Raw genomic sequence first — 12,481 nt, forward strand, 5'->3', positions numbered from 1 at the left:
CCTTACTGCGTACGATGGAGATGCGAGCGTAGCCATCTGATCGCCAGACAAGAAAAAGCCGCGCATTGCGCGGCTTTCTGGTATCTGGTGGGCCCACACGGACTCGAACCGTGGACCAAAGGATTATGAGTCCTCTGCTCTAACCAACTGAGCTATAGGCCCTCAGTAAGTGGCCGGATTATAACGAGGGTTTCGCAGCTGTGCCATCTGAAAGATCCGATAGTGCTATGCGAAGAAACGTAGCCGCGAACTCTTCTGGCGGCAGCGGCAGGCTGACGATGTAGCCTTGGATTTGTTCGCACCCTTCGGCCGCCAGAAAACGCTGCTGGGCCTGGTTCTCCACACCTTCTGCAATGATCGTCAACTGCATGCTGCGGCCCAGTGCGATGATTGCGCGGGCGATGGCGGCATCGTGGGGATCGTCGGGCAGGCCGCGGATGAACGACTTGTCGATCTTGAGGATGTCCAGTGGCAGGCGCTTGAGGTAGCTGAGCGAGGAATAGCCCGTGCCGAAGTCGTCGATGGCCAGCTGTACGCCGAGTTTCTTCAACTGGTACAGCACGGCCAGGGCCTCTTCGGCCTGGCTCATGATGAAGTTTTCCGTGATCTCCAGCTGCAAGTCGCCGGCCTTGAGTTGGTAGTGCTTGAGCAGTTGCTCGATGCGCCGGGCCAGGTGCGGGTGGCGTAGCTGGGCGCCGGCGAGGTTGATCGACAGCGGGCCGAATGGTTCGTAGTGCTGCTTCCAGGCCTGCATCTGCCGGCAGGCTTGCTCCAGCACCCAGTCACCGAGCTGGAGAATGGTGCCGTTTTCTTCCGCCAGGTGGATGAAGTGCTCTGGCGGCACTTCACCGAAGGTCGGGTGGCTCCAGCGGATCAGCGCTTCGGCGCCCACCAGGTTCTGGGTCTTGAGGCTGAGCTTGGGCTGGAAGCACAGGCTCATTTCGTTGCGTTCCACGGCGCGGCGCAGTTCATGTTCCAGGGCAATGCGCTCACTGGCCTGGGCGGTGAGGTCGAGGGTGTAGGCTTCGACGCGGTTGCGGCCCTTGGCTTTGGAGCGATACATGGCGGCGTCGGCATTGCGGATCAGCGTGGCGACGTCGGTGCCGTCCTGTGGATAAAGGCTGATGCCGATGCTGGCGCTGGTAAAGAACTCGTGCTCGCCAGCCTGGAACGGTGCGTTGAAGCAGGCCAGCAGTTTGTTGGCGATGGTGCTGGCGTCGCTCGGCTTGTGCAGGCCGGGCAGCAGGATAATGAACTCGTCGCCGCCCAGGCGGGCCACGGTGTCTACGTCGCGTACCTGCTCCTTAAGGCGCTGGGCGATACCCTTGAGCAGCAAGTCGCCGACCGGGTGGCCGAGGCTGTCGTTGATGTGCTTGAAGCGGTCGAGGTCGAGGAACAGCACCGCGCCCTGGCGGTTGGATACCTGCGCGCAGGTGAGCACAGCCTGCAGGCGATTTTCGAACAGGGCGCGGTTGGGCAAGCCGGTCAGTGGATCGTGGTGGGCCTGGTAGTCGAGTTTGGCCTGGGCGTGCTTGATGCTGGAGATGTCGGCGAAAACCGCCACAAAGTGGGTGACCTCGCGTTCGCTGTTGCGCACGGCGCTGATGGTTAGCCAACTGGGGTACAGTTCACCGTTCTTGCGCTTGTTGTAGATTTCGCCCTGCCAGTGGCCTTCAGCGGTCAGCTGGTGCCACATGGCGACATAGAAGGCACTGTCGTGCTGGCCGGAGGCGAGCAGGCGTGGGGTCTGGCCGAGGGCTTCGATCTCGCTGTAGCCGGTGATTTCGCTGAAGGCGCGGTTGACGGCACTGATGCGCTGGTCGATGTCGGTAATCAGCACGCCTTCGGCGGTGTTCTCGAATACGGTGGCGGCCAGCTGCAGTTTTTCCTGCATCAGGTGGCGTTCGGTGATGTCACGGGCGATGGTCAGCATGCAGTCCACGCCGGTAATCGGCAGCGGCCGCGCAGATAGCTCACAAAGGCGGATCTGCCCGTCGCTGCGGCGGATATGGCAGGTGAAATCGCGCACGAAGCCGTCGCGGTTGAGCTGGTCGATCAGGCGCTTGCGCTCGTTGAGGTCGACCCAGATGCCCAGGTCCAGTGACGTCTGGTCAATGGTCGGGTTGAGGTCGTAGCCGGTGAGGCGGCAGAAGCCTTCGTTTACTTCCAGCAGCAAACCGTCGCTCTGGCGTGACAGCAGCAGGCCGTCGGGTGACGCATGGAACGCCTTGGCGAATTTTTCTTCCGAGGTTTGCAGTTGCTGCTGAGTTTCCTTGAGCTGGCTGATGTCGCGTACCGCCACCACCAGCGCCGGCGTGCCGTCGAGTTCGAAGGTTTCGGCGGAGGTCAGGCCGGTGAACAGTTGGCCGTTGCTACGGCGGAAGCTCATCTCCAGATTGCGGATACCGCCCTGGTGCAAGCGTTCGAGCACCAGCGGCCCGCTGCCTTCAACACCCCACAGGTTAAGGTCGGTGGCTGTGCGGCCAATCACCTGGCCCGGCGTCAGGCCGATCTGTTCTTCAAAAGCCTCGTTTACCTCCAGCAGGCAGCCATCACTGTGGCGCGCTATCAGCAGGATATCGGGGCACTGCTGGAATACCGAAGCGAACTTCTGCTCGGACAGGCGCAGGGCGTCCTCGGTACGCTTGGTTTCGCTGATGTCGATCATCAAACCGCGCATTACCGGCTGATGGCCGTGCTCGATCATGCTGACAATATTGCGCACCCACAGTGGCTGGCCATCGGCGCGTATTACCCGGTAGTCCAGGCTGTGGTCACGCCCGGCGGCGGTTTCACTGTCGCAGTACGCCTGAGCCCAGAGGGCGTCCTCCGGGTGCAGTATGTTGCGCCAGAAGCCAGGTTTCAGCCAGTCAGCCAGGGGGTAGCCCAGCAGGCCTTCGGCATGCGGCGATACATAGCTGTAGGTGAAGTCGTTGGCATCTGCTTCCCAGGCGATGGCTGACAGGCTCTCGACCAGGCCGCGATAGTGGTACTCGCTGCTGCGCAGCTCCTGTTCCAAGGCAATGCGTCGGGAAATTTCCGAGCTGAGCCGACGGTTGATGCGGATGACCACGGCCAGTACGCCCATCAACAACAGCACTGTCGGCAAGCCGTACACCAGCAAATCCGACCAGAACATCCGCTGGTCTACCACATTGCCCACCCAACGCTGCTGGATCTGGCTGATTTCGCTGCTGCTCATGTCGGCCATCACTTTATCCAGAATGCCGACCAGCACCTGGTTGTTGCGGGGCACGGCCATGGCCAGCTGATAGCGGTATGGCGTTTCGCCGCTGACATAGAGGCCATCAAGCTTCAACTGGCGCAGGCTCCAGATGCTTGACGCGAGGTCACCGACGACAGCGTCCACCTGGTCAGTGGCCAAGGCCTGCAATGTCGAGCTGACGTTGGGCAGGGCGACCAGGTTGAGATCGGGGTGGTGGGTACGTAGCAGCTCGTGCGGCGCGTAGTTTTCGACCACCGCGACTTTCAGGCCATACAGGTCATCCAGGTTTCGCGGTTGCGCGCCGCCTTTGTGCGCGAGGATCACGATGGGGAAATCGAGATAGGGGCGGGTGAAGGCCAGGTAAACCTGGCGTTCGGGGGTGGACATGATGCCTGGCAGCAGGTCGATGCGGTTTTCCCGCGCCTGCGCCAGTACCTCGGTCCAGCTGCTGGGCTCGACCGGCTTGAACGCTACGCCCAGGCGTTGCTGGATCGTGGCGATGTAATCGGCGGCCAGTCCCTGGTAACGGCCCTCCTGGTCGCGAAACTCGAACGGTGGCCAAGAGGCGTCTACGCCCAGGCTGAGCTGCGGGTGGGCAGCCAGCCAGGCTTTCTCCTCGTCTGTCAGGGTCAGCGCGCCGGCCGTTGTGTTCCACAAAACCAGGAGCAGCAACAGGATGGCCGGCTTGAAGGGCATGGCGGCCTCGCATTCAGATGGTCTGAAGTCGAGTGTAGACGGGCATTGCGGCAGGTGTACGGTGGAAGGAGGGGTCTTTTGTCCGATACAACAGGGCCTTGCGGCCTTGGGTAGGGCACATTGCCTTCATGGCATGCACCGCTCCTGCAACGATCACCATAAAAACCGGATTCTGCGCGACAGGCGGAAAAGAAAAACCCCGGCCTGGGCCGGGGTTTTGTCATCACTCGTCGAGGAAGCTGCGCAAGTGCTCGCTGCGAGTCGGGTGGCGCAGTTTGCGCAACGCCTTCGCTTCGATCTGACGGATACGCTCACGCGTTACGTCAAACTGCTTGCCCACCTCTTCAAGGGTGTGGTCCGTGTTCATGTCGATACCGAAACGCATGCGCAGCACTTTGGCTTCGCGTGCGGTCAGCCCTGAGAGCACGTCACGGGTAGCTTCTTTCAGGCTTTCGACCGTGGCCACGTCAATCGGGGACTGCATGGTCGAGTCCTCGATGAAGTCGCCCAGGTGCGAATCTTCGTCGTCACCGATCGGGGTTTCCATGGAGATCGGCTCTTTGGCAATCTTCAGTACCTTGCGGATCTTGTCCTCAGGCATTTCCATGCGCTCGCCCAGCTCTTCCGGGGTCGGTTCGCGACCCATTTCCTGCAGCATCTGCCGGGAAATACGGTTGAGCTTGTTGATCGTCTCGATCATGTGCACCGGAATACGGATGGTGCGTGCCTGGTCGGCGATCGAACGGGTGATCGCCTGACGAATCCACCAGGTGGCATAGGTCGAGAACTTGTAGCCGCGACGGTATTCGAACTTGTCCACCGCTTTCATCAAGCCGATGTTGCCTTCCTGGATCAGGTCGAGGAACTGCAGGCCACGGTTGGTGTACTTCTTGGCGATGGAGATCACCAGACGCAGGTTCGCCTCGACCATTTCTTTCTTGGCGCGGCGGGCCTTGGCTTCACCGATCGACATGCGACGGTTGATTTCCTTGATCTCGGCAACGGTCAGGCCGGTTTCGGTCTCAAGGTCGATCAGTTTCTGCTGGCAAGCGACGATGGCAGCGTCCTTTTCACCCAGGGCTGCAGCCCATTTGGTGTTGCGCTTGGCCAGGTCACCGCTCCAGGTCTGGTCGGTTTCGTTGCTCGGGAACATGCGCAGGAAGTCGGCGCGTGGCATGCGGGCATCACGGACGCAAAGCTGCATGATGGCGCGTTCTTGCTGGCGCAGACGGTTCAAGGCGTCACGTACACGTTCAACCAGTACTTCGAACTGCTTCGGTACCAGCTTGATCGGCATGAACAGGTCAGCCAGGGCCTGCAGGGCCTCGATGCTTTCCTTGTGGCCGCGACCGTTTTTCTTCAGGACCTTGTTGGTGACCTGAAGCTGGTCGTTGACCGCGCCGAAGCGCTGGGCTGCGACAACTGGGTCGGGACCGCTTTCGGCCTCTTCCTCGTCGTCACTGCCTTCGCTTTCTTCGTCTTCGTCGTCCGATTCTTCCTTGGCCGCAGGGGCCTTGGCACCGGGGACCGGCACTTCGTCGGTCGGGGCGGCGATATTGTCATCAGGGTCGATGTAACCACTGAGGACATCGGACAGACGGCCGCCTTCGGCGGTGACGCGGTCATATTCGCCGAGAATGTAGTCGACAGTACCCGGGAAGTGGGCGATAGCGCCCATGACTTCACGGATGCCTTCCTCGATACGCTTGGCGATTTCGATCTCGCCTTCGCGTGTCAGCAGCTCGACAGTACCCATTTCGCGCATGTACATGCGCACCGGGTCGGTCGTGCGGCCGATATCGGTTTCAACTGCCGCCAACGCAGCAGCGGCTTCTTCGGCCGCGGCTTCGTCGGTGTCGGCTTCCGCCAACAGAAGGGCATCCGCATCCGGAGCACTCTCGAATACGTTGATCCCCATGTCGTTGATCATGCGGATGATGTCTTCCACCTGTTCTGGATCTGAAATATCCTCAGGCAGGTGGTCGTTGACCTCCGCGTAAGTCAGGTAGCCCTGCTCACGACCGCGGGTGATCAACTCTTTGATACGAGACTGCTGTTGCGCTTTTCCGGACATAACACCCTATCCACTGAAGGTCTTGGCGGGCAAAAAACAAGCCGAGGATTATACCCGAGCATGGGCCTCACGCGCCAGATGAGGTCGGCGTTTGTGCGGGAACATTCCGGCTCAGCAGGGCGAGGAGCTGGGTTTTTTCCTCGCTGGTCAATTCGCTTTGACGTGATTTCCTGAGCAGTTGTTCCAGGCTGCGCTCGCGTTGGCGGGCGGACAAGCTAGTTATAGTGTCGAAAAACTGTTGTTCAAGGTTGTCGGCCACGATCAGCCATTCCTTTTCTGCCAGGGCCCGCAGCAGGCGGCCCTGTTCGGTGCCATGCCAGCGTGCGATCAACTGCATTGAGCTTAGCCCAGGATTTTTCTGTGCGGCTTCGATCAGTGATACCAGCAGCTGGCTGTACAGGTGTTCTTCGTCGGCGAAGTGGCTGGCGTCTTCAACCTTGCCGGCCAGTAGTGGGTGGTGCAGCAAGGTGCGCAGGGCCGCCAGCGTAGGTGGCTCAACCGGCGCGGGCACCCGCGGAGGCGCTTCGTCGCGGTGCTGCCAGGGCTTGCCGCCCTTGCGATTCTTGTCCCACGGTTTGTCGCTCCACGGCTTCTTGCTGCCACCCTTGTTCGGCTTCCACTCCTGCTCCTGGTGTACAGGGGCATGGTCGTACTGTGGCATGTCGCCGTAGTCGGGGGTGTAGCTGGCCATGGCGTCATAGTCATAACCAGGGTCGTAGTCCGGCACGCTGTTGGCAGCTGGCGCCTGCTGCGCCAGTTGCTCTACCTGCTGTGGGTCGAGGCCGGTAATTTCCTTCAGGCGGTTGCGCATCAACTGGCGCAGGTTGGCGCCGGGGATCTTTTCGATCAACGGTGCGGCCAGGGTTGCCATGTGCGCCTTGCCTTCCAGCGAGCGCGGGTCGGCTTCGACGCCCAGTTGCTCGAAGAAGTAGTCAGCCAGCGGCTGGGCGTGTTGGTTGATGCGGGCCATGAAGGCATCGGTGCCTTCGGCGCGCACCAGGCTGTCCGGGTCTTCGCCTTCGGGCAGGAACAGGAAGCGCGCACGGCGGCCGTCCTGCAGGTTCGACAAGGTCGACTCCAGCGCTCGCCAAGCGGCCTTGCGCCCGGCCTGGTCACCGTCGAAGCAGAACAGCACGCTGGGCACCACGCGGAACAGCCGCTTGAGGTGCTCTTCGCTGGTGGCGGTGCCGAGGGTGGCCACGGCATTACGCAGGCCTTGCTGGGCAAGCGCGATGACGTCCATGTAGCCCTCGACCACGATGATTTCATCGAGGTTGCGGTTGTGCTTGCGCGCTTCGTAAAGCCCGTACAGTTCCTGGCCCTTGTGGAACACCGGGGTTTCCGGGGAGTTCAGGTACTTGGGCTTGTCGTCGCCGAGCACCCGGCCACCGAAGGCGATGATGCGCCCGCGGCTGTCGCGGATCGGGAACATCACTCGGTCGCGGAAGCGGTCGTAGCGCTTGCCGCTTTCGGCGTTCTCGATCAGCAGGCCGGCGTCGATCATCACCTTCTGTTGCAGGGTATCGGCACCCAGGTGCTTGAGCAGGTTGTCCCAGCCGGGCGGGGCAAAGCCCAGGCCGAAGTCGCGGGCGATTTCCCCGGACAGGCCGCGGCCCTTGAGGTAATCCACCGCCGCCTTGCGAGTCGGGTGGCTGCGCAGGGCCTGGCGGTAGAATTCCGAGGCGGCATCCAGCAGTGGGTACAGCGGCGAATCGGTAGGCTGGCGGGGCTTGTTGTCTCGGCGGCCTTGTTCGCGGGGTACTTCCATGCCTGCTGCGCGGGCCAGTTCCTCGACCGCCTGGGGGAAGTCCAGGTTGTCGTGGTCCATCACGAAGCCCAGGGCGTTGCCACCGGCGCCGCAGCCGAAGCAGTAGTAGAACTGCTTGTCGGGGCTGACCGTGAAGGAAGGGGTCTTTTCCTTGTGGAACGGGCAGCAGGCGGAGTAGTTCTTGCCGGTCTTTTTCAGTTGGACGCGCGAACTTACCACGTCGACGATGTCGAGGCGGTTGATCAGGTCGTCAATGAAACTCTGGGGAATCAGCCCGGCCATGGCAGTCTCGTCATCTGGCAACTGGCAAGTCTAATCGCTCGCGCGCCGAATGGGGCGGGTGCCGCTTGGGGAAGTGCGAGGGAATGTGTGCTCGTCGCCAGCCCTGGGGGCTCGTCAGTCGGACGTGCACGTCTGGTCATACAGCAAGGAGGACCAGCTCTGACGTTTCAGGCAGGTTGCCCTTTATGCAGTTCGCATGAAGCTTGTGCAGGGCCTTGGGCTAGCTGCCCAAGTGTAAAAAGACCACTGCCATCGCCCGGCGGTTAGCCGGGCAGGGCAGAAGCTTTGCGATGAACGTCTGTATTAGTACAGACGAACGGCGCGGCGCTGTTCGCGCTGAACTTTCTTGGCGTGACGCTTAACAGCAGCTGCTGCTTTGCGCTTACGCTCTGCGGTCGGCTTCTCGTAAAACTCGCGGCTACGAACTTCAGCCAGTACACCGGCTTTTTCGCAGGAGCGCTTGAAACGACGCAGAGCTACGTCGAAGGGTTCGTTCTCTTTAACTTTGACGGCTGGCATCCAGGGCTACCTTAATTCATTACCGGGGTAGACGTGCTCCTGGCAAAACAAAGGTGTGCTGGAGAACGTCGGTTTTCAAGGGTTGCGGATGTTAACCCTTAGCAAGCCGGAATGCAAAGCCTCTGATCGAAAACCGCTGGTCGGCATCCGACACGGGGACTATCATGCGCGGCTTCGAACTCAGCCCCCACAAGGGACGAACCCATGCTAGTACTGGGATTGGAAACATCCTGCGACGAAACTGGCGTCGCATTATACGACAGTGAGCGCGGTTTGTTGGCCGACGCACTGTTCAGCCAGATCGACCTGCACCGCGTCTTTGGCGGGGTAGTGCCCGAGCTTGCCTCGCGTGACCACGTCAAGCGCATGCTGCCACTCATCCGCCAGGTGCTGGACGAGGCGGGCTGTGTCGCCACCGAAATCGACGCCATCGCCTACACCGCGGGCCCCGGCCTGGTCGGGGCCTTGCTGGTCGGCGCCTCCTGCGCCCAGGCGCTGGCTTTTGCCTGGGACATTCCGGCCATTGGCGTGCACCACATGGAAGGCCACCTGCTGGCGCCCATGCTCGAAGAAAACCCACCGGCGTTTCCGTTCGTCGCTTTGTTGGTTTCTGGCGGTCACACCCAGCTGGTCCGGGTCGATGGTATCGGCCAGTACGAGCTGTTGGGCGAGAGCCTGGATGACGCCGCTGGCGAGGCATTCGACAAGACTGCCAAGCTGATCGGACTCAACTACCCAGGCGGCCCGGAAATCGCGCGCCTGGCAGAGCAGGGCGTGCCTGGCCGCTTCGTGTTCCCGCGGCCGATGACCGATCGTCCGGGCCTGGAGTTCAGCTTCAGCGGCCTCAAGACGTTCGCCCTGAACACCTGGCAGCAATGCAAGGATGCTGGCGACGACGGTGAGCAAACCCGTTGCGACGTGTCCCTGGCATTCCAGCAGGCGGTGGTGGAGACTTTGACCATCAAGTGCAAGCGTGCCCTCAAGCAGACCGGCCTCAAGCGCCTGGTCATCGCGGGTGGCGTAAGCGCCAACAAGGCACTGCGTGCTTCGCTGGAAGATATGCTTGCCGGCATGAAAGGCAACGTCTATTACGCGCGTCCGCAGTTCTGCACAGACAATGGCGCGATGATCGCCTACGCCGGTTGCCAGCGACTGCTGGCCGGGCAGCAGCAGGACCTGGCGATCAGCGTGCAGGCGCGTTGGCCGATGGAGCAGTTGCCGCCGCTGTAAAGATCAGAAGTGGCGCTCGCGCCCGGCAAACAGGTCGCGCAGGTTGTTGCGGTGGCGCCAGACAATCATCACCGTCAGCACGCTGATCGGCAGCAGCGCCTCTGGCTCGCGCCAGGCCAGCAATGGCAGGGTCAACGGCGTGGCGATAAGCGCCGCCAGCGAGCTGGTGCGGGTAAGGTAGAAGGTCAGCAGCCAGGCGCCGATGGCCAGCAGTGCAGCCGGGAAGTACAGGCCCATGAGCATGCCGGCGGCGGTTGCCACGCCCTTGCCGCCGCGGAAGCAGAAATACAGCGGGAACAGGTGGCCCAGCACCGCGCACACGCCCACCCAGGCCTGTGCCTGCAGGTCCAGCCCGGCAAGGCGGGCAAGCAATACTGGCACCAGGCCCTTGCACAGGTCGCCAAGCAGGGTCAGGATCGCCATTTTACGGCCTGCCAGGCGTAGCATGTTGGTGGCGCCGGCATTGCCTGAGCCGCTGGAACGCGGGTCCGGGCTGCCCGAAAGGCGGCTGAGGACAATGGCGAAGGACAGCGAGCCGAGCAGGTAGGCGAGCAACGCCAGTAACCAAAACATGCTAACTATTCCGGGCGAGGACGCCCTGATTCTAACGGCGCCAGTCGCCCTTGTCGTGCTGTGGAGAGAAGTGCTTGGACAGAGTGTTCATCGAAGGCCTGGAAGTCGATACCGTCATTGGTGCCTATGACTGGGAGCGGGATATTCGCCAGTGCTTGCGCCTGGACCTGAGCTTTGCCTGGGACAACCGCCCGGCGGCCGCTGGTGATGACCTGAACTTGGCGCTTGACTACGCCAGCGTTTCGGCGCGCATCCAGGCGTTTGCCGAGCAGGCCCGTTTCGAGTTGGTAGAAACCTTTGCCGAGCGCCTGGTGGCCACCTTGATGGACGAGTTCCACATCCCTTGGGTGCGCTTGAAACTGACCAAGCCAGGCGCGGTACCGGCAGCCCGTGGTGGTGTAGGCGTGGAGATCGAGCGCGGATGTCTCTGAGCACGGTTTACCTGGGCCTGGGTAGCAATATCGACCGTGAGGCGCATTTGTGTGCCGGGCTCGACGCGCTGGCCGGCATCCTTACCGACATGCGCTGTTCGCCGGCGTTCGAAAGCCAGGCGGTAGGGATCAAGAGCGGCCCATTCATCAATTTCGTGGTCACCGGAAAAACCGCGTTGCCGTTGATGGAGCTGGACCGTCGGCTGAAGTTCATCGAGGCCGATAATGGCCGTTATGCGCCGGACCGCAGAGGCTTGCCGCTGGATATCGACGTGCTGATGTATGACGACCTGCATGGCACGTTCGATGGGCTGGTGTTGCCCCGGGCCGAGATACTGAAGAACGCTTTCGTGCTGTGGCCGCTGTCGTTGCTGGCCCCTCAGCTGATGCATCCGGGTGCGGGCAAAACCATGGCCCAGTTGTGGCAAGAGGCGCAGATTGACCAGGTACTGGCCCCGGTCGCCTTCGAGTGGCGCGGGTTGCAGCTGACGCCTGCCTGACGGTCTGGCGCGGCACGGTATCTGTGGGCGCGCCTCAAGGCCGCCACCACAGATACCGCGCTGGTCAACTGAATTTGTAAGCCTCAAGCGCTTTCAGCCGCTCAGCTTTGAGCGCTTCCCCCAGTGCCTGGCCCGTCAGCCCGGCCTGCACCAACGGCTTCACATCCACCGCGCGCGCCGCCACGGCTGCGCCCCGCAGGTAATCGCCCTGTGGATAACCCTGCTCGCCATCGCCCAGCGCTGCCATCTCGCAAACGACCACAAAATCCTCGAACCGCTGCGGCCGTCGGTAAACATCGAACTTCTGCAAAAGCTCCAGCAGTGCCGTGGCAGGCAGTTCCCGCGCCTGATTGGCTTGCGCCAGGCATTCCCCTGTCAGCAAGGCCAGTTCCTGACATTCCCGCGGTGCCTTCAGGCGCTGGTTGACGGCTTTGATCGATGCAGGTGCCAGCCCCCGTAGCAGGCAGGCCCAGCGCACGTGCAGGGGCTGTTCATGTGCCGCAGCCTGCTCCAGGGCCGCCAAGGCCTGGGCATCGTCAGCAAGCTCAGGCAGCAGGGCCGGCAGGGCGTCGCAATCGCGCAGCACCTGGAAGAACACCTGTGGCTGCGCTTCCATCAGCGCCCGCTCGATTTCCTTCCAGCTGCGCTCGGCGGTCAGTGCCTGCAACTCGCCCGAGGCGCTGATCTGGCGCATCAGCTCCAGCGTCTGGTCGGCAACCTGGAAACCCAGCGGGGCGTATCGGGCAGCAAAGCGGGCAACGCGCAGAACGCGTAGCGGATCTTCAGCGAACGCCGGGGAAACATGGCGTAACAGGCGTTGATCCAGATCTTGCTTTCCGTTGTGCGGGTCATACACCGTGCCGGCTTCATCCTCGGCCATGGCATTGATGGTGAGGTCGCGGCGGATCAGGTCTTCTTCGAGGGTCACGTCGGGGCTGGCGTGAAAGGTGAACCCACCATAACCACGCCCGCTCTTGCGTTCGGTACGGGCAAGGGCGTACTCCTCACCGGTTTTCGGGTGCAGGAACACGGGGAAATCGGCACCGACCGGGCGATAGCCCTTGGCGAGCATTTCTTCGACACTGGCGCCGACCACCAGCCAGTCGATATCGCTGACCGGGCGGCCGAGCAGGCGGTCGCGCACGGCGCCGCCAACTTTGTAGATGTGCATGTGCAACTCTC

General features: G+C 62.0%; 9 protein-coding genes and 1 tRNA gene. 3 read left to right on the forward strand and 7 right to left on the reverse strand.

The window, feature by feature from the left end; all coding sequences use genetic code 11:
* Positions 1-85: 85 nt before the first annotated feature.
* The 5 genes from E8E68_RS02470 to rpsU form a co-directional block, all read right to left on the reverse strand.
* Positions 86-162: transfer RNA gene (locus E8E68_RS02470), tRNA-Ile, on the reverse strand.
* 16 nt (positions 163-178) lie between these two features.
* A complete protein-coding gene (locus tag E8E68_RS02475) occupies positions 179-3,922 on the reverse strand; it encodes a bifunctional diguanylate cyclase/phosphodiesterase (RefSeq protein WP_280339515.1) in 3,744 nt (1,247 codons plus the stop codon).
* A gap of 223 nt (positions 3,923-4,145) precedes the next feature.
* Positions 4,146-5,996: an RNA polymerase sigma factor RpoD gene (gene rpoD, locus E8E68_RS02480; RefSeq protein ID WP_266030683.1), complete on the reverse strand. Its 1,851-nt coding sequence runs from the start codon at positions 5,994-5,996 to the stop codon at positions 4,146-4,148.
* A gap of 67 nt (positions 5,997-6,063) precedes the next feature.
* Positions 6,064-8,046 carry a DNA primase gene (gene dnaG, locus E8E68_RS02485; RefSeq protein ID WP_280339518.1) on the reverse strand — a complete coding sequence of 661 codons (1,983 nt, stop codon included), beginning with the start codon at positions 8,044-8,046 and terminating at the stop codon, positions 6,064-6,066.
* 303 nt (positions 8,047-8,349) lie between these two features.
* A complete protein-coding gene (rpsU, locus tag E8E68_RS02490; protein WP_003255575.1) occupies positions 8,350-8,565 on the reverse strand; it encodes a 30S ribosomal protein S21 in 216 nt (71 codons plus the stop codon).
* A 204-nt stretch (positions 8,566-8,769) separates the two neighbouring features.
* Here rpsU and tsaD point away from each other — a divergent pair, with 204 nt between their 5' ends.
* Positions 8,770-9,795, forward strand: coding sequence for a tRNA (adenosine(37)-N6)-threonylcarbamoyltransferase complex transferase subunit TsaD (gene tsaD / locus E8E68_RS02495; RefSeq protein WP_110745858.1), 1,026 nt, complete (start codon positions 8,770-8,772; stop codon positions 9,793-9,795).
* Between the two features lie 3 nt (positions 9,796-9,798).
* Here tsaD and plsY read toward each other — a convergent pair whose 3' ends face one another.
* A complete protein-coding gene (gene plsY, locus E8E68_RS02500; protein WP_266030684.1) occupies positions 9,799-10,368 on the reverse strand; it encodes a glycerol-3-phosphate 1-O-acyltransferase PlsY in 570 nt (189 codons plus the stop codon).
* Positions 10,369-10,442: 74 nt separating this feature from the next.
* Here plsY and folB point away from each other — a divergent pair, with 74 nt between their 5' ends.
* Together folB and folK are read left to right on the forward strand one after the other, a co-directional pair.
* Positions 10,443-10,799: a dihydroneopterin aldolase gene (folB, locus tag E8E68_RS02505; RefSeq protein ID WP_004576188.1), complete on the forward strand. Its 357-nt coding sequence runs from the start codon at positions 10,443-10,445 to the stop codon at positions 10,797-10,799.
* On the forward strand, positions 10,790-11,299 hold the full coding sequence (gene folK, locus E8E68_RS02510; RefSeq protein ID WP_280339524.1) for a 2-amino-4-hydroxy-6-hydroxymethyldihydropteridine diphosphokinase: 510 nt from the start codon (positions 10,790-10,792) through the stop codon (positions 11,297-11,299). Before folB ends, folK begins: the two co-directional genes overlap by 10 nt.
* Positions 11,300-11,363: 64 nt before the next feature.
* On the opposite strand, the gene E8E68_RS02515 is transcribed toward folK, so the two are convergent.
* Complete coding sequence (locus E8E68_RS02515) at positions 11,364-12,470, reverse strand: multifunctional CCA addition/repair protein (RefSeq protein WP_266030686.1); 1,107 nt, start codon at positions 12,468-12,470, stop codon at positions 11,364-11,366.
* Between the last annotated feature and the right edge of the window lie 11 nt (positions 12,471-12,481).

Source organism: Pseudomonas sp. BN607 (assembly GCF_029871175.1).
Taxonomy (GTDB): domain Bacteria; phylum Pseudomonadota; class Gammaproteobacteria; order Pseudomonadales; family Pseudomonadaceae; genus Aquipseudomonas.

Bases quoted from the DNA above. Each gene is read 5' to 3' on its own strand.
- E8E68_RS02475 (WP_280339515.1), bottom strand. From the start codon at position 3,922: ATGCCCTTCAAGCCGGCCATCCTGTTGCTGCTCCTGGTTTTGTGGAAC.
- rpoD (WP_266030683.1), bottom strand. From the start codon at position 5,996: ATGTCCGGAAAAGCGCAACAGCAGTCTCGTATCAAAGAGTTGATCACC.
- dnaG (WP_280339518.1), bottom strand. From the start codon at position 8,046: ATGGCCGGGCTGATTCCCCAGAGTTTCATTGACGACCTGATCAACCGC.
- rpsU (WP_003255575.1), bottom strand. From the start codon at position 8,565: ATGCCAGCCGTCAAAGTTAAAGAGAACGAACCCTTCGACGTAGCTCTG.
- tsaD (WP_110745858.1), top strand. From the start codon at position 8,770: ATGCTAGTACTGGGATTGGAAACATCCTGCGACGAAACTGGCGTCGCA.
- plsY (WP_266030684.1), bottom strand. From the start codon at position 10,368: ATGTTTTGGTTACTGGCGTTGCTCGCCTACCTGCTCGGCTCGCTGTCC.
- folK (WP_280339524.1), top strand. From the start codon at position 10,790: ATGTCTCTGAGCACGGTTTACCTGGGCCTGGGTAGCAATATCGACCGT.
- E8E68_RS02515 (WP_266030686.1), bottom strand. From the start codon at position 12,470: ATGCACATCTACAAAGTTGGCGGCGCCGTGCGCGACCGCCTGCTCGGC.